The organism is Paenibacillus sp. ALE2 (genome assembly GCF_054113385.1).
Genome location: NZ_CM134213.1, coordinates 267,175 through 283,934 on the forward strand (window position 1 = coordinate 267,175; position 16,760 = coordinate 283,934).

The following is a 16,760-nucleotide window of genomic DNA, read 5'->3' on the forward strand; positions in this document are numbered from 1 at the left end:
TGATCGTATGAAGGAACTCATTCACCAACTTGTCCGAAAATACCGTACCAATTGCCCCTTTGATATCGCAAAAGCCTTAGGCATCCATATCCGATACTGCGATCTGGGTTCCACAACCAAAGGGTTGTATTATCACAAGCTGCGCAGAAGATTCATCGTCATTCACAATGGCCTTACACCAGAATGGGAACGGTTCGTCTGTGCGCATGAATTGGGACATGACCGACTGCATAAAGGTATTAGTCGCTTTTTTATGGAGGAGCATTCCTACTTTTCTCCAGGAAAATTTGAACAGCAGGCTAATCGCTTTGCCGTGCTTTTGCTGAGTGCAGGCAATCCGCCGCTGGCTGACGAAACATTGGATCACTATTTACCCCGAATCGGGCTGCCCAAAGAGACTGCCCTTTTTTTTGATCACAAAACAGAACAATAGTTCCTATTCTATGAGTTGCTGTCTATTACTGCCTCTACAATATAGGTAACTAGACGGTGTGTTTAACAACCGATATCTCAAAAAAATGTAGTGCTTTGATATAAAATAAGAGTTATTTTTACAATCATCTGATAAAATGTGGACGTAAGCGGTTTCTCTAATTCATTCATTTTATGGGAGGTTGAAGGAACAACATGAACTCATGGAAAAAACTCTCGTCGATCTTGACGACCGCCGCGCTTCTGTTCGGATGTCTCGGTACAGCAGCAGCGGACCCAGCTACTACTGCGGGAACGGGGACAACAACGACTCCAGTCAGCGGTAAACACATCACCATCCTACATACGAATGATACCCATGCTCACGTGGTCGCTAACGACAAGGAAATGGGCTTCGCCAAGCTGGCGGGTATCATCGATCAATATCGCGCTGCCAATCCCAATACATTACTGCTGGATGATGGGGATACCGTTCATGGAACGACCTTCGCTACTTTGGTCAATGGTGAGAGTATCGTAAAAGTAATCAACAAGCTGCGCTATGATGCAATGGTTCCAGGTAACCATGAGTTTAACTACGGCTGGAAGCATCTGGTTGAGCTGAGTAAAGAGATTCAGTTCCCTGTACTGAGCGCCAACATTAAGCAAACCGACGGAACACGCTTGTTCCAACCGTATACTATTAAAGAAGTCGATGGCGTTAAAATCGGTATTATCGGCCTAACTACGCCTGAAACAGCATATAAAACCAATCCTAAAAATGTGGAGGGCATTCAATTCACCGACCCTGCGGCTGAAGCCAAAGCGGCAGTAGACGAAATCCGCAGCAAAGTAGATGTCGTCGTTGCTCTGGGTCACCTGGGACAAGATGCGTCCAGCAAAGACACCAGCCTCAAGGTTGTGAAGGAAGTGCCTGGCATTGATATTTTCATCGATGGACACAGCCATACCGTGTTGGAAAAAGGCCTGGTCGGTGACCATGGCACGTTAATCGCTAGTGCAGGTGAATACACCAAGTATCTAGGTGTGGTGGATCTGTGGGTCGATGGCGGCAAGGTTATCCAAAAGCAAGCGAAGCTGATCGATTCGACTCAAGCTGCTGACGTGCAGCCCAACGCTGAAATTGCTGCATTAATCGCCTCCATTCAGAAGGAGCAAGAACCAATTCTTAAAGAGGTTGTAGCACAAACCAGTGTAGATCTGGAAGGCGCGCGCGAAAAGGTACGTGCGGGTGAAACTAATCTCGGCGACCTGCTCACTGATGCTATGCGTGACGTTTCGGGAGCAGACGTGGCTTTAACGAACGGTGGCGGCATCCGCGCTTCCATCAAAGCAGGAACGGTTACCAAGGGAGACATCATCACCGTACTGCCTTTCGGCAACCAAATCGTTACCCTGAAAGTGAAAGGCTCTGACCTTCAGGCCGCACTGGAAAATGGCGCAGCCTCCTACCCGGAACCAAGCGGGGGCTTCCCGCAAGTGTCCGGTATCTCGTTCAAAATAGACACCTCAGCAGCCAAAGGCAACCGTGTTCACTCCATTCTGATTGCTGGAAAAGCCCTTGATCCTGAGGCAACATACACACTGGCTACCAATGATTTTACTGCCGTAGGTGGTGACCAATATACGATGTTCGCTAAATATCCACAGGCAGGTATGTTCGGATCGCTGGATGAAGCGTTAATCCGCTATATGCAAAAAGTGGGCTCTGCCAGCCTGCAAGTACAAGCAGACGGCCGTATTCAAGAAGCCAAGGCAGACGGAAAAACTTCTGTCCCTGCCACACAAGCTGTACCGTCTGCTCCAGCCACGACGCCAGCACCTCTGCAGGAGATACCGCAATCCGATTCCACATCGGCTGCGAAACCAGCACCTGTGAAATCGGCACCTGCGAAGTCTCAAACTAGCAAGTCACAGCAGGCATCGGCTACTGCACAAGCTGCAAATAGCCATGTATATGTTGTAAAATCCGGGGATACACTGTATGACATTTCCCGCAAACACGGTACTACCTGGCAACAGCTTCAGCAGTTGAATAAGTTGAAGAATCCTCACCGCATTTATCCGGGGCAAAAGTTGGACCTCCCGGCCTAATTCAATAGCTTGCATAAACAGCATTCGGAATCCAAGTGGTTTCGGATGCTGCTATATGTCAGGATTTTTTAGATATGCGATAGTCCAAGCTCATTTGGACATCGCATATTTTTTTTGAAAGCAAGCCTTTTAACCGCTGACAAGTTGTGAACCGAGAGGTATGATGGAGAAGAGTTATTCGGGCAGAGAACATTTGTCCCGGTATCCATCGGGATCAGTTATGTGTGTGGAAGGAGTCCATTATATGCAATACATTATTTATGATCTTGAATTTACCGTTAGCCGTAACGCCAGATATTCCTCCGAAATTATTGATATCGGTGCCGTCAAAGTTATTCAGGGAGACGATGGCCTATTCGTTGCGGATACATTTCACAGTTTTGTGAGACCATCGAATCGACCTGTGATCTCTACAGATACCGTTCAATTCACGGGTATTACTCAACGAGACATTGATGCCGCTCCACTCTTTCCTGAAGCTGTGAAGCAATTTATTGCCTGGCTCGGTACAGATTCGCCCTATTATTTATGCGCATGGGGACCGGATGACCGTCAGAAGCTGGTATCCCATTGTCGTACCCATCATGTAGATCTCGGTTGGATTCATAATACAAATGATATACAGAAGCAAATTTCCCGTCTGTTTAGTTCCAATGGAAAATATCGTCAGTTGAGCCTGTCTCAGGCGTTGGAATTGTGCAACATTGACTTTGACGGTCAACAGCATCGGGCACTGGATGATGCCGTGAACACCGCTCAGGTTTTCATGTACCATTTTGATCGTCTTACATTAGTTCATAATGCTGCCGACGATGAGGAAAGTCGCGGCTCGAAGCTCGTCTACTCCTCACCAGAAGAAGAACAGGAGCAGTACAGTCCCTTCGGCAATCTCGCCAACCTGTTTAAGGACCGTTAAGCAGATAGCTCCCCGGCCCGTTCCGGGGGATCTCCCCCCTGTTATTCTTGATTTCCTGCCTTTTTATCGAAGTAAAACGCCCCCCAGGTTCGCAGCATTTCTTGCATACGTTTGCGGTACCGTAAAGGTTCCAGAATCTCGGCCTCAGCTCCATAGGATGTGAGCCAATCCAGAAATTCACGGTCATGATTGACCGTCACCTCAAACAACAAACTTCCATCTGGCAAATCCTTGAGAAGAGGCTTGATGAACAGCTCCTCTTCTTTGACCCGATATACAGAATCGGCAGAGAAACGTACGACAAACCGAATATTTTGATTTCCTTTGGTCACCGACCAGGTGCCTTTAAAAAACATTTCCATTTCAGATGTATTTTTTTGAAACGTATACGGCAAAATCCTCATATTCCGAAAACGGCTGATCCGAAAGGTTCTCATGGCGGATTGCTTATGACAAAAACCAAGCATATAGAATCGCCGATCTTGAGGAACCAAACAATAAGGATCTACTTGCACCAATGATACATCTTCATTTTGAGGCGAGCTGTATTCCGCTTCAATTGTCTGCTGCGTAAGACTCGCCAAAACAATCAGCCTGAGCAGATAGGGCTGGTTTTCCCGATCAAGTGTCGAGCCGAGCCGGATGATATTTTTCATTTCCTGCGCGAAGCTCGTCTGGTCCATCTTTTTTTTCTGACTAGAGGCCATCACTTTCTCATAAGCACTTTCAAAAGCTGGCGGTAGAAGAGGCTTTATCGTTTCCATCATCTCTCCCAGCTTGGTAAAAGCCTCTGCCTCTTCTTCTGTCCAATTCAGAGGATACAAAGCAAAATTGCTAATAAAAATGTACCCCTTGCCATGCCCCATATTCGTAATCGGAATATGCATAGCGCTTAGCGCCTCCATATCTCGGTATATGGTACGTTCTGATGTTTCACAACGTTCGGCAAGCTCTCTTGCCAATATTCCTGGATTTGCCTGAACAATAGTAATAATCCGCATTAAACGTATCAACCGATCAGTCAAGGAAGTCTCTCCTTTACAAAAAAATAGTAAATTAGACTCACTAATTTGCACAAATAAACTAGCACAATTACCTATCTCAACCTATTATTCTTCGTAAAACGAACATCTCCTAACGATATTTCCTTATTAAAAAAGACCTTAGAACTATACGCAGTAAACGATACAAAAGACCCACTCCATTTATTGCGTATGGATAGAAGTAACTCGGCTTCCTCAAGATAATCCATGTCTTCGCTTCTAGCTGCACATATAAGCAATTCATCTGCTTGTCTCGTAAGGATGAACGCCCCTCGCTCAGGCTCCCCTTTCTCATACATACGTAATGCCTTTTTTACAATTGGGGACGTCTCATTCAGCTTTATGTATTTTTCCACCTTCGGGTTGGATGGAATGCTCAGCAGACCAAGATGATGCGTGTAATGGATATAAAGCTGGTCTGTGCGGATCAGCGTTCGCTTTTCCTGCGATGGCTTGCGCCAGCTCCACTCGATCATTCCAATCGTATGTCTTCCGGACGCGTGAGCCGGTATAGAAAACGTTAAAATAGCTTGTCTATATTTTCCCCGTCGCACATCACCACAGTGAACCAGCATGCAATCTCCGTTTTCTGATTGTTTAAACCCGAGCCTCACCCCTTCAGCTTTTAATAGATTTACCCCGTTTTCTGGAATGAACTGAAGTTGAAGGTCACATCCCGCTGCCTTCGGTATTAGATTCCCTTTTCTTTTACGTATAGCCCCATAGCCCCATTCTATCAGTAGATTTACTTGTTTGGACCCATTCGCCGATATAGACTCTTTGTCCCATGTGTACGTTACATTGAGCATTGACTTCACCACTGGTAAATTCCCCCTAAAAGAACATGTAACTCTAAATTAACAGTGTTATCTGACACTATATTGTCAGGGAACATATGTTTGATTGTGAAAATTATACATGGTAATCTTTATGAAAGGGGACCTAATTCGGCAAATAACATTTTCATCCATTCTAATTACATAAATACGCAAAAATAGCCCGGCTTTTGCCGGGCTACATGATAGTCTGCTTCTATATTTAAAATTATGAAATCGTAGTTTCTGTTAAAGATACTTTCGTATTTGTGCAAATATCGGATATTGGAGCAAAAGTAGTGCTATCCACGATAAGCTCCTTCGATAATGGCTTGCCATTTACAGTGATTTTTAAAATTGTATAGTTTTGTTCTCTCTCATTCATCTTTCAAGATCTCCTTCTATATCTATTTTAATATTTCTAGTTCATATATTTTGTTCAAGCCCTGATCAGGTGCGGATGGTTCTTAACTCGTTTGTTGGGAAAAATGCCGGAATGTTGCCGCTTCCTTGATATACCCGTTTTAGGTTACACTTAAACTAATAATCGAGTTTTTTTGATAATCTTTTCCCGTATTTGTCGTCTATATATTCTAAAAGCTGCATCCAAATCATTATATTGTACGTAACCATGTGATGTGGGTAATGATCTGTAACATCTAACATCTTGGTTTCTCAAAAGGGGGAACATCACTTGGCACGAGCAACTTATCGCTTTGCTTTGTACCGCCGCATTGTCTGCGCTGCTTTAGCGCTTTTGTTTATTTTTGGAGTAACCCGTGTACCCGAAGCTCATGCTGCTTATTGGGATGATGTATATCAAGGCTTTGAGCAGTTTTCACGTTTGCCAGGCGATGTATATCAGCTCAAGGAAAGCTACCGCCAAACACAGGAAGACCTGGAAAAGGCCCGTACCAGCATCGAGACCTACCAGAAGCAAAACGCCCAACTGCTGGAGCAAAATCGCAAGCTGAACGACACCGTTACAGAACTAAAAAATCTTCAAACCCAGCGCGATCAGGCTTCACACCGAAATAAAATGCTCATCATCACGGCTGTCATTCTGCTGGCCGGTTATTTTATAGGTATCCGACTGTTACGTTACGGGATGCGTCGACGCTCGGGAAGATACTAACTGCCTGAAAGGATGAAGGGTCTGAATGGACATACAAGCAGGACAACACCATGATGAAAGTGTCGGTTCGGTCGTAACGCTCGACCTGGCTGAAGGGGAAAAGCTGCACGTTCTGCATCCGCAGCAAATCATCGCCTATCGCGGACCCAACTCAGGTCGCAGTGATAAGCTGATGAATATTAAAGGCATGTATCGCAAGCACAAACTGATTCAGGCCGATTTCACAGGCGCTTGCCGGCTAATTGCCGCACTTCCTCCTGGCTTTAGTCTGAAGATGATCAAGCTGGAAGGAAGCGACGATTTGCTATACGATTTCCGCAACCTGTTCTGGTACAGCTCCGGCATCCAAATGCGTACCAAGCTGCTAAGCATGAAAAACATGTTGTTTAGCCGTGATGTCATTAAAATGAAATTTGACGGTATCGGCCACATTGGCATTTTGACGCAGGGATTGGTATGTCAAGAACAGCTTCATCCGTCGGAGCCGATCTACGTCGATGCGAGCAGCGTCATTGCCTATCCCGAAAACGCCAAGCTGGAGTTAACCGTATATGGTAACCATTTGGCCAGCCAGCATATGAACTATCATTTTAAAATGACGGGGCACGGTACCGTACTATTTCATGCTGGTGAGCATCATCGGCGACTTCAGCAGGATATGAACGACGATGGCGTGATCAAACGATTTTTAAGGGAAGTCATTCCATTTGGTGGAGTGTTTATCAAATAGCCCTGCCATGCTATAATGGCAATGCTATCAAGGAAGCTGTCTGTCCTTGTGGTAGCTGCTAATGAAGAAAATCCATGCATAACGCATGGGAGAGGTTCGCGAACTCCCTCTATAAAAAACTAACGATGCTTTGTCCTCCGCATTGAAAAATGAATTTGCGGGGCAAGGCCTGTTTTTTGTTGAAGCCGGTTCAAGAACTCTCCTTCTTCCACGTGACAAGACTCTGTGTCTTACACCATTCCAAGAAGATCGAGAGGTTTTTTTATGTTTACAAACGAAAAAGCAGTCGTCGTATTCAGCGGCGGCCAAGACAGTACAACCTGTTTATTTTGGGCAAAAAAACATTTTGCCGAAGTAGAAACTGTGACGTTCGATTACGGTCAACGCCACAAGCAGGAAATTGAAGTTGCCGCCGGAATCGCCAGCGAGCTGGGTGTTACGCAAACGGTACTGGATATGAGCCTGCTCAACCAACTTGCCCCGAATGCCCTCACACGCACCGACATTGACATTACTCAAGAGGAAGGCGAACTGCCTAGCACCTTTGTAGACGGTCGTAATCTTTTGTTCCTGAGCTTTGCAGCAGTTCTCGCCAAGCAAAAAGGAGCGCGCCACATCATTACAGGCGTTTGCGAGACAGATTTCAGCGGCTATCCCGATTGTCGGGATTCCTTTATTAAATCGCTGAACGTCACACTGAACCTTTCGATGGACTATCCCTTTGTAATTCATACCCCGCTCATGTGGTTGAACAAGGCCGAAACCTGGCAAATGGCCGATGAGCTGAAAGCTTTTGAATTTGTAAGAACCCGTACACTAACGTGCTATAACGGCATCATTGGCGATGGCTGTGGCGAATGTCCTGCTTGCAATCTTCGTCGTGCTGGACTGGAGCAGTATCTTGCAGTTCGCGGCGCTTCGTCCCAAGGAGCTGAAGGCCATGCGTGAGCCAGGTACCTTTCGTATTGTCGACAAGCTCCAGCAGTTCGAGACAGACATTGAACGCTCTCAGTTGCGTTATCACCGCAAGCGTGTACTCGTAAGCAAACAATTTACGTTCGATGCAGCCCACCATTTGCACTGTTACGAAGGCAAATGCAAAAATCTGCACGGACATACTTATATCGTCGTATTTGGCATAAGCGGTATACCGAGCGAAATAGGTCTGACGCTGGATTTTGGTGATATCAAAACGATCTGGAAAGAGCGAATTGAGCCTTTTCTGGACCACCGTTACTTGAATGAAACGCTTCCTCCAATGAATACAACGGCGGAAAATATGGTCGTCTGGATCTTTGAACAAATGGAGTCAGCCTTGACCTCGGATGCATACTGCAATCGTGTTGAAGGCGGACGTACCGAATTTGTACGACTGTTCGAAACACCTACCAGCTACGCCGAATTTCGACGGGAGTGGATGTACGATGAGTAATACTGTAACTACTCACCAACCTATGGCAACCCCCGACAGGGCTAAAGCAGCCCCTATTCCTGTGCTGGAGGTGTTTGGTCCCACCGTGCAGGGCGAAGGTATGGTCATTGGTCGTAAAACGATGTTTGTGCGTACCGCAGGCTGCGATTACCATTGCTCATGGTGCGACTCCGCCTTTACCTGGGACGGCAGCGCCAAGGATCAAATCCGTCGTCTCAGTGCCACTGATATTTGGCAGGAACTACAGTCCATCGGCGGCGAACAGTTCTCGCATGTGACCCTTTCCGGAGGCAATCCCGCCCTGCTGCCACAGCTCGGGACGCTGATTACCCTGTTACGCAGTCAAGGCATTGCCACAGCTGTCGAAACACAAGGCTCCCGTTGGCAGGAATGGCTGTATGATATTGATGAGGTGACCTTATCCCCGAAGCCGCCCAGCTCTGGCATGACGACCAACTGGGACGTGCTGGATGATATCGTGGCCCGTCTGACCAACCGGAAAATGGCTGGAGCGTCCAAGTCTACAACAAACGTCTCAGTTACAACGTGCACCCAGGAATCAAATAATGAATCGGTCAGACTATATGCTGGAGCATGCAGCCTGAAGGTCGTCATCTTCGATGACACCGATCTCGCCTATGCCCGCACCGTTCATGAGCGCTATCCACACGTACCGTTGTTCCTCCAGACGGGTAATCCAGATGTGAACACGGAGAACACCGGGCAGATCGCAGAGTCTCTTTTACATCGTTATGAATGGCTTATCGACCGCGTCATGGACGATTCCCGGCTCAACGATGTAAGAGTACTCCCGCAGCTCCACACCCTCGTATGGGGCAACAAACGCGGTGTATAACATGCATATACAATATATTCCAGATGGTCTGTATGTGATACACAAGATACACCAAATTAGTCGAAGTACACCCTCGACACCCAAAGCCATATAAAAAGAGAGAAACGCTCGTCCGCGAGGACGGGGTTTCACAATAAAATATCGCTCCTTAAATATAAGGAGCGAAATTCCATTTCCGCCCAACCCACATGTAAACGGGTAGGGACTTTATGGTGTTGACGGCGGTCAGCAGCGGAGCGGAGGATTTGAAGCTGGAGAAGCGTTAGCGTTCGCCTTTGAAATGGGATTCTAACCTATAGATCTTTTATCAGAAAGAATCCCATTTCAACAGCGATCGGAAGCTCAAATCCTTCGCGAAGCGACCTCCCCACCACCATAACTCCCTCTCTCTTTTACCAGACTAAACCAACTTTAAGGAGCCTCACTCAACATGACCGGAAGAAAACCTGAAGAAATGACCGACGTTACCCTACTTGGCAATCAAGGCACACAATACACATTTGCCTATGATCCCGCCATTCTCGAAAGCTTTGATAATAAACACCCGTACCGCGATTATTTTGTAAAATTCAATTGTCCAGAGTTCACCAGCCTTTGCCCGATTACAGGACAGCCTGATTTTGCGACCATCTACATCAGCTACATTCCTGATATTAAAATGGTTGAAAGCAAGTCCCTTAAGCTGTACCTATTCAGCTTCCGCAACCACGGTGATTTCCATGAAGACTGCGTCAATATCATCATGAATGACTTGATTAAGCTGATGGACCCTCGCTACATTGAAGTATGGGGCAAATTTACGCCACGCGGCGGCATCTCTATCGACCCGTACACCAACTACGGCAAGCCGGGAACGAAGTATGAGCAAATCGCAGAACATCGTATGATGAACCATGATATGTATCCAGAGACGGTGGATAATCGATAGGCTGATCCCCTCTATTCGCAAACAAATATAAATAAGGGGCTGTCCCAATAGTCATAAAATGACTCAAGGACAGCCCTCATATTTTTAGTCTATCGAAATCATCCATAAGAGTATAGCGCTTGTGGCGTCGTTTACACACTCAGATCAAATTTTGATTTTTTATATTCATAAGGGGTTTTACCCATAACTTCCCTAAAAGCTTTTCTAAACGATTTTTCGTTGGGAAAGCCTGCCTCGTAAGAAATTTCTGTAAGTGACTTATTCGTTGTTTCCAATAAATCGATTGCTTTTTCTAGACAAAGAATTTGCTTGTACTCCGTAAACGTCTGACCTGTATATTCATGAAACATTCTCGACAAATAGGCCTCTGAATAGCCGCAAACTCGGGCTGTTTTTGCCAGGCTAATATTTTCAGCGTAATGTTCTTTAATAAAGTCCATGATCGTCTTTATCTTTTGCTGCTTTTCACTAAATACCTCCGGCTGTAGGTCTGCTGCCTGACTAAAATGATTAACAAGCAAATACTTAAGTTCAATAATTCGGCTTTGCTCTAAAATATAGTCATATTTCCCTTTGGAAATATGCAGGTTATATATATCCATAAATAACTCTCTTAATTTAGAAAGTATAGTATGTTCAACTTGTTGCTCTTGCGTGTTTAATTGGATGGATACTTGTTCATTGGAAAAAAAGGTAGCTGGAAATTGCAGTACAACGACCTGGTTTTCCGTAATACTTTGGGTGGAATGCGGTACATTGCTATTAATGAACAGTGCATCCTTTTCCATCAAAATGGTTATTTTTCCTTCATGCCACACCTTAAGACTTCCACTTGTACAGTAGATTAATTCCATATTACTGTGAAAATGCATAGGGATGACTCTTTCTGTATCTGTCGATTGAAACATAAAGAGGTTAATCATTTTTCTTCTGTCTATTTCAATATGTTCATATATTTTCTTCATACGACACCTCATCAACCAGCTATGAGTAATCAACAGTAATTATATTCAGTCATATACTCTAATACTCATACTATACCGATAGTAAAATGCCTACACAAGCTGAAATCTCTTCAGTCGACTAAGACAAAAAAAGGCAGTTCTTCTCGCAAACGGAGAAATGAACAGCCTTTCCTTGCCTACTTGTAGCTCTCAGGTAAAAGATAAGAATAAAGTTTTAATGATTGATTATGGCATCACATTCCTGCAACTGATAAATCTCAATTTCTCCTTCATTGTCTCCTGCTTCAAGCACCATACTGCGTTGTTCCGTATCTTCCAGGAAATAACGCAGAGAAAATACTTCCTCGCCTTCGTTCACAAAGATCTCCAGACTTGAGCTTTCTATAAATATTTGCATGCCTGCAACTTGACTGGCTAACGTTGCTTTTCTGTACTCTCTCTGGTTCGTCAACCAGTTGGTTCTCCATACGGTTAAACTGTTTTCTTCCGAATCATAGTCAATTTCCACCGCATTTCTGACTATCATTTTGAAGTTCTCTGTAAGCTTCGAAAAATGAACATTGCACTCCACCTGTAGAGAAGGCAGCAGCCAAACCCTATTTTTGTGAATGTTCTCCTTGGAATGCACACCGTCCATTCTTAGCAATTGTAATTCCGGCAATGGTTTCTGGTATAGCACACCGTTAGACAATACGATTTCTCTAGGAAGAGTCAGCGCATGAATCCAGCCTTCCTGAATGGTTGGAACAGCCCTCTCTGCTTCTTCATTCATGGCGCTCATCCATCCGAACATAATGGTTCTATCATTTACCTTGAATGATTGTGGCGCGTAGAAATCAAACCCCCGATCAAGCTCTTTAAAATGGGCAAGGTTTCCGTTGAATTTTCCTGTACTCGTTAATTTCCCAACAACATATCCCGATTGGTTAGGGTTTCTATAATATTCGCCTGCTTCTGGTAAGCCCTGAGGAGAGAACACAAAAATATCATTTTCCGCAAATTGAAGTAGATCAGGGCATTCCCACATATATCCGAATTCATGATCATGGTCCAAAAATGATCCTTGGCATTCCCAATCAGACAAATCTATAGATTTGTAGATAAGCGTATCTCCAGTCAAATCCTCTCTTTGAGCGCCAACGATCAGCCACCAGTTCCCGTTCCGATCTCTCCATACTTTCGGGTCTCGGACATGTCTGGTATAGCCTTGTGGATGTTCAAACAAAGGACCCATTTTCTCGAAATGCTCCCCATCTTCCGAAATGGCTACGCATTGATAGCTTTCTCGGACTCCATCATCCCTGATTACATTTCCTGTGTAAAACAGACACAGCTTTTCATCATGGACTATGGCGCCTCCGGAATAAATGCCGTCCTTGTCATACCATTCCGAAGGCTCCAGCGCTACACCCTTTCTTTGCCAATGCACCAGATCGCTCGAAACAACATGGCCCCAGCATTTATTTCGATGTTCGGTTCCTTTGGGGTTCCACTGATAGAACACATGATATTGTTGATTGAAAAAGGCAAGTCCATTAGGATCGTTTAGTAGCCCGTAAGGAGGAGTAATATGATATTTAAGATGATAAGCGTCGCTTTTATTCATGTTTATCCTCCGGTAACAAAGTAAAACTAAAGCTTAGCAAAATGTCCTGTGAGCTTGAACCGATATAAACCTCAAATTCACCTGGCTCACTCTTGTATTCCATTTCACGCCCATAAAATTTGAGCATGTCTTCATCAATTGAAAATTCCACAACTGTAGTCTCGCCGCTTTGTAAAAATATTTTTTTAAAGTCTTTTAATTCTTTCACTGGCCTTGCAACACTTGCAAATTTATCGCGAATATATAATTGAATCGTTTCTTTTCCATCATACGTTCCAGTGTTGGATACAGAAATACGGATATCCACTGACTCATTTGTTTTTATTTCCTTTTGACTGACGGCTAATAGACTGTATTCAAATGAGGTATAGGATAGGCCATAGCCAAACGGATACAAGGGTTCGTTCACTTCATCTATATATCGGGACGCAAAGCGGTAAGATCCATTTTCCTTTAAATTCGGTCTCCCTGTATTCAGCTCATTGTAGTAGACCGGAATCTGACCGACGCTACGTGGAAAGGTCATTGCTAATTTCCCGGACGGATTTACTTTCCCATACAATATATTAGCCAGTGCTTCTCCACCCATCGTTCCTGGATACCAGGCCTGAACTATAGCGTCAACCTTTTCAACAACATCGGTAAGGATCAAAGGTCTTCCACTATATACGATCAGAACGATCCTTTTGCCCAATAAGCTTAATTCATGAAGTAATCTCAATTGCGGCTCTGGCAGCGTCGGATTCGTTCGTGATCCACCTTCTCCGCTCTGATAAATACTTTCTCCCAAAGCAAGGACAATGACCTCTGCTTCATTTGCATGCCTAATGGCTTCTTGCAGTAGATCTTCCTCGGAGCCTGTTTCAACCGCCAGTTTGTCCGCATATTTATCGAAGGTTTCCCTTGCATCAAGAGGTAGCAGATAACTTCCTCTACATACCGAGAGATTGTCGGGGCCAACAAGCTGTAACAACCCCGTTTTCAAATTAATAGTGTCTGTCTGCTCTCCCTTGATCGCCCACATACCCAGGGTGGAATTTTCTTCTGCATAGGGACCCATTAAAGCTATCTTCGTTTCCTTTGAGAATGGCAATACATTATTTTCATTTCTCAGTAGCACAACGGATTCTTCTGCCAAGGACAGTGCCGCTTGTTTATGTTCGTCTGACAGAATGCTGCTGGTTGAACGTTTAACGATTTCCTGTAATCCGCGGAACGGGTCCTCAAACAGCCCCAAATCATTTTTCAGCTGTAAGACACGGTATACAGCCTCATTCAGAAGCTCCAGCATATAGTCGTTACCAGATATTACATTCTTCAATTGATTAGCGTACACTGCCGTCTTCATATCCACATCCACACCCGCCAACAGTGCCAGTCTGGCGGCGGAAGTCTCATCTTCGGCATAACCATGCATGATTAACTCTTCAATAGCGGCGTAATCCGAGATCAATACACCGTCAAACTTCATTTCCTGTCTTAGTACGTCACGGTTAAGCCACTCGTTTCCAGTCGCAGGGATACCATTCAAGGTATTAAAAGCCGTCATGACAAGCTTGGCGCCCGCTTCTATTGCAGCTTGATATCCAGGTAAATAATATTCTCGCAATGCATGCTCCGATAGATCCACGGCATTGTATTCACGTCCCGCTACAGGTGCTCCATAAGCGGCAAAATGCTTGACACAAGCAGCAATTTTATTAGCTGGTACGGCTCCATCTTCCAAGTTGCTGCCCTGGATTCCCAGCACTACGCTTTGCGCATATTTCTGCGCCAGCAAGGTATCTTCTCCAGGCGATTCCATCACCCGCCCCCAGCGAGGATCTCTAACCATATCTACCATGGGGGAAAAGGTTACATGAATGCCTTCCTCGTAGCACTCCTGAGCAGCAATCGAAGCCGCATTCTCTATCCCCTCATAGTTCCAGCTACATGCTTGAGCGATCGGAATTGGGAAAATGGTTCGATAGCCATAGATAATATCCGCCATGAATAACAGTGGAATTTTATGAACCGATTTTTCCAAATAATCGGTTTGCAACCGGATTATTTTTTCCGGGTTGGTAATGTTTAATATGGAGCCCGTGTTATAAATATTATAGTCCGTGTTTAGCCCTAATTTTTTTAAAGGACCCGTCACAACCGTATCCATGTCTCCTTCAAAAAAATCACCAGTCAGTTGGATGAGCTGGCCGATCTTCTCTTCTATTGAAAGACTATTCAATTTTTCAAGCAATGTTTTGTTGTCCATGATTTTCTCCACCAAATTTTATTTATTCTCTATTTGTTCTCTATTTTTTCTTTAAATCCAAAGATCCACGTCAACGCAAATGCTACACCAAAACCGATTAAACAAACTAAAGCATACAGAAAAATTTGATTATTCAGATACAATAACAAGCCAGGTATAGCTGTAATCGACATGCCTGTGGCTTGAACATTAAAGATACGTGCGAAGAATCCTCCAACCGCTCCTCCAATCAAGCCCATCACGAATGGTTTACCATACCGAATGTTCACCCCAAAAATTGCCGGTTCTGTAATGCCCAGCAGTGCAGACACGGCAGAAGGATAGGCAATAGATTTGGTTTTTAATCTTTTCGATTTCAGGCCGACAGCTAACGCTGCACCTGCTTGTGCACAAATAGAGGCCGAGCTGATCGGGTTAACCATATTCCAGCCGCCATCCACCAGCATCTGTATTTCGATCAGGTTGAGCGCATGGTGCAGTCCGGTAACGACAATAATCTGATTAATGCCGCCATAAATAAATCCGCCAATGCCAAATGGCAATTTCAAAATAGCTGTAACGGCCGATAATATTAAAACCTCTACCTCATGGAAGATGGGACCAATCACGAACAAGCCCAGTACCAGTGTGAGCAACAATGTCAGAAACGGTGTTAGAATCAAGTCCAATGCCTCGGGAACGGATTTTCTAATTCTTTTCTCCATCATCGCTCCCACGATCCCTATAATGAACGCCGGCAGAACGGAACCCTGATAGCCTGCGATTTTAATAAAGCCCAAAAACAAAAGAGGCTCCTTCACATGTTGAGCGACATCCCAGGAAGTAGGTAAAGAAGGACTTACCAGCATGAGTCCGAGCAAAATTCCCAAGATCGGCGACCCGCCAAACACTCTGAATGCAGACCAGCAGACCAGCACGGGTAAAAATGCAAACGCGGTATCGGTCAGTATTTGCGTAAATAATATGAAATTCGCAGAAATATCATCCGGTGTAAGTCCAAATAACTGAAGCAGTGCAGGCTGAGTTACCAAGCCCCTAACTCCCATAAACAAGCCGGTAGCTACCAATGCAGGGATAATGGGAACGAATACATCTCCGAAAACCCGGATCATTCTTTTGAAAAAGTTATCATCTTGCGTGGAGGCCTTCTCTTTCAGCTCTGCCTTTGATGTAGCAGATACGTTCTGGCCGACCATCGCTTCGTAAACTTTGTTCACGGTACCGGTTCCAAAAATAATCTGATATTGTCCGGAGGTAAAAAAGACCCCTTTTGCCTTATCAATATTTTCAATAAATTCATCATCAATAATATCCCTGTCTTTTACAATCAATCTCAACCGTGTAGCACAATGTGCCATAGAAATAATATTGTCTTCTCCACCAAGCCCTGTAATGACATCCTGGGCTATTTTAGCGTATTCTTTCTCAAGACTCATCAGTCTTCTTCCTTTCCTCTGTTCCTCTTAGTTAGTCTGAACCTTTAAAACTTGGACTAATATGCTTCTTAAGAATAACATGACTGCGCTTTCAAACAGTGCGATTATTTTACTACATTAA

16 protein-coding genes and 1 riboswitch are annotated in these 16,760 nt (G+C 44.6%); of the genes, 9 read left to right on the top strand and 7 right to left on the bottom strand.

Annotation, left to right across the window (positions count from 1 at the left end; translation table 11 throughout):
- Positions 1-7: 7 nt before the first annotated feature.
- The 3 genes from ACXHJ1_RS01085 to ACXHJ1_RS01095 all read left to right on the top strand — a co-directional run bounded on the left by ACXHJ1_RS01085 (position 8) and on the right by ACXHJ1_RS01095 (position 3,442).
- Positions 8-433 (top strand): ImmA/IrrE family metallo-endopeptidase, encoded by a 426-nt coding sequence (locus ACXHJ1_RS01085; protein WP_017426406.1) that lies wholly within the window; start codon positions 8-10, stop codon positions 431-433.
- A 194-nt stretch (positions 434-627) separates the two neighbouring features.
- On the top strand, positions 628-2,526 hold the full coding sequence (locus ACXHJ1_RS01090; protein WP_457905435.1) for a 5'-nucleotidase C-terminal domain-containing protein: 1,899 nt from the start codon (positions 628-630) through the stop codon (positions 2,524-2,526).
- Between the two features lie 244 nt (positions 2,527-2,770).
- Entirely contained in the window at positions 2,771-3,442 is a 672-nt protein-coding gene (locus ACXHJ1_RS01095) for a 3'-5' exonuclease (RefSeq protein WP_016821326.1), read from the top strand.
- A gap of 41 nt (positions 3,443-3,483) precedes the next feature.
- Here ACXHJ1_RS01095 and ACXHJ1_RS01100 read toward each other — a convergent pair whose 3' ends face one another.
- From ACXHJ1_RS01100 to ACXHJ1_RS01110, 3 genes are all read right to left on the bottom strand, one after another.
- Entirely contained in the window at positions 3,484-4,467 is a 984-nt protein-coding gene (locus ACXHJ1_RS01100) for a helix-turn-helix transcriptional regulator (RefSeq protein WP_016821327.1), read from the bottom strand.
- 71 nt (positions 4,468-4,538) lie between these two features.
- The gene (locus ACXHJ1_RS01105; protein WP_016821328.1) at positions 4,539-5,306 is read right to left on the bottom strand and encodes a hypothetical protein; all 768 of its coding nucleotides are present in this window, start codon (positions 5,304-5,306) and stop codon (positions 4,539-4,541) included.
- A 223-nt stretch (positions 5,307-5,529) separates the two neighbouring features.
- Positions 5,530-5,685, bottom strand: coding sequence for a hypothetical protein (locus ACXHJ1_RS01110; protein ID WP_016821329.1), 156 nt, complete (start codon positions 5,683-5,685; stop codon positions 5,530-5,532).
- A gap of 309 nt (positions 5,686-5,994) precedes the next feature.
- On the opposite strand from ACXHJ1_RS01110, the gene ACXHJ1_RS01115 reads away from it, so the two are divergent.
- From ACXHJ1_RS01115 to queF, 6 genes are all read left to right on the top strand, one after another.
- Positions 5,995-6,435 (top strand): hypothetical protein, encoded by a 441-nt coding sequence (locus ACXHJ1_RS01115; protein WP_457905436.1) that lies wholly within the window; start codon positions 5,995-5,997, stop codon positions 6,433-6,435.
- 25 nt (positions 6,436-6,460) lie between these two features.
- The gene (locus tag ACXHJ1_RS01120) at positions 6,461-7,165 is read left to right on the top strand and encodes an AIM24 family protein (RefSeq protein ID WP_318300955.1); all 705 of its coding nucleotides are present in this window, start codon (positions 6,461-6,463) and stop codon (positions 7,163-7,165) included.
- 85 nt (positions 7,166-7,250) lie between these two features.
- Positions 7,251-7,294, top strand: a riboswitch (PreQ1 riboswitch).
- A gap of 135 nt (positions 7,295-7,429) precedes the next feature.
- Positions 7,430-8,113, top strand: a complete 684-nt coding sequence (gene queC / locus ACXHJ1_RS01125; protein ID WP_107734068.1) for a 7-cyano-7-deazaguanine synthase QueC — start codon at positions 7,430-7,432, stop codon at positions 8,111-8,113.
- Complete coding sequence (queD, locus tag ACXHJ1_RS01130) at positions 8,106-8,597, top strand: 6-carboxytetrahydropterin synthase QueD (RefSeq protein WP_107734069.1); 492 nt, start codon at positions 8,106-8,108, stop codon at positions 8,595-8,597. The genes queC and queD overlap by 8 nt, the downstream gene beginning before the upstream one ends.
- Complete coding sequence (gene queE, locus ACXHJ1_RS01135; protein WP_107734070.1) at positions 8,590-9,453, top strand: 7-carboxy-7-deazaguanine synthase QueE; 864 nt, start codon at positions 8,590-8,592, stop codon at positions 9,451-9,453. The genes queD and queE overlap by 8 nt, the downstream gene beginning before the upstream one ends.
- Before the next feature lie 430 nt (positions 9,454-9,883).
- Positions 9,884-10,381: a preQ(1) synthase gene (gene queF, locus ACXHJ1_RS01140; RefSeq protein ID WP_017426398.1), complete on the top strand. Its 498-nt coding sequence runs from the start codon at positions 9,884-9,886 to the stop codon at positions 10,379-10,381.
- A 131-nt stretch (positions 10,382-10,512) separates the two neighbouring features.
- On the opposite strand, the gene ACXHJ1_RS01145 is transcribed toward queF, so the two are convergent.
- The 4 genes from ACXHJ1_RS01145 to ACXHJ1_RS01160 form a co-directional block, all read right to left on the bottom strand.
- Entirely contained in the window at positions 10,513-11,346 is an 834-nt protein-coding gene (locus tag ACXHJ1_RS01145; protein WP_457905437.1) for a helix-turn-helix domain-containing protein, read from the bottom strand.
- Positions 11,347-11,560: 214 nt separating this feature from the next.
- Positions 11,561-12,952, bottom strand: a complete 1,392-nt coding sequence (locus ACXHJ1_RS01150; RefSeq protein ID WP_457905438.1) for a glycoside hydrolase family 32 protein — start codon at positions 12,950-12,952, stop codon at positions 11,561-11,563.
- On the bottom strand, positions 12,945-15,203 hold the full coding sequence (gene bglX, locus ACXHJ1_RS01155) for a beta-glucosidase BglX (protein ID WP_457905439.1): 2,259 nt from the start codon (positions 15,201-15,203) through the stop codon (positions 12,945-12,947). The genes ACXHJ1_RS01150 and bglX overlap by 8 nt, the downstream gene beginning before the upstream one ends.
- A gap of 29 nt (positions 15,204-15,232) precedes the next feature.
- Positions 15,233-16,639: a sucrose-specific PTS transporter subunit IIBC gene (locus ACXHJ1_RS01160; RefSeq protein ID WP_457905440.1), complete on the bottom strand. Its 1,407-nt coding sequence runs from the start codon at positions 16,637-16,639 to the stop codon at positions 15,233-15,235.
- Positions 16,640-16,760 lie beyond the last annotated feature (121 nt).

Bases quoted from the DNA above. Each gene is read 5' to 3' on its own strand.
- ACXHJ1_RS01085 (WP_017426406.1), top strand. From the start codon at position 8: ATGAAGGAACTCATTCACCAACTTGTCCGAAAATACCGTACCAATTGC.
- ACXHJ1_RS01090 (WP_457905435.1), top strand. From the start codon at position 628: ATGAACTCATGGAAAAAACTCTCGTCGATCTTGACGACCGCCGCGCTT.
- ACXHJ1_RS01095 (WP_016821326.1), top strand. From the start codon at position 2,771: ATGCAATACATTATTTATGATCTTGAATTTACCGTTAGCCGTAACGCC.
- ACXHJ1_RS01110 (WP_016821329.1), bottom strand. From the start codon at position 5,685: ATGAATGAGAGAGAACAAAACTATACAATTTTAAAAATCACTGTAAAT.
- ACXHJ1_RS01120 (WP_318300955.1), top strand. From the start codon at position 6,461: ATGGACATACAAGCAGGACAACACCATGATGAAAGTGTCGGTTCGGTC.
- queC (WP_107734068.1), top strand. From the start codon at position 7,430: ATGTTTACAAACGAAAAAGCAGTCGTCGTATTCAGCGGCGGCCAAGAC.
- queD (WP_107734069.1), top strand. From the start codon at position 8,106: ATGCGTGAGCCAGGTACCTTTCGTATTGTCGACAAGCTCCAGCAGTTC.
- queE (WP_107734070.1), top strand. From the start codon at position 8,590: ATGAGTAATACTGTAACTACTCACCAACCTATGGCAACCCCCGACAGG.
- queF (WP_017426398.1), top strand. From the start codon at position 9,884: ATGACCGGAAGAAAACCTGAAGAAATGACCGACGTTACCCTACTTGGC.
- ACXHJ1_RS01145 (WP_457905437.1), bottom strand. From the start codon at position 11,346: ATGAAGAAAATATATGAACATATTGAAATAGACAGAAGAAAAATGATT.
- ACXHJ1_RS01150 (WP_457905438.1), bottom strand. From the start codon at position 12,952: ATGAATAAAAGCGACGCTTATCATCTTAAATATCATATTACTCCTCCT.
- bglX (WP_457905439.1), bottom strand. From the start codon at position 15,203: ATGGACAACAAAACATTGCTTGAAAAATTGAATAGTCTTTCAATAGAA.
- ACXHJ1_RS01160 (WP_457905440.1), bottom strand. From the start codon at position 16,639: ATGAGTCTTGAGAAAGAATACGCTAAAATAGCCCAGGATGTCATTACA.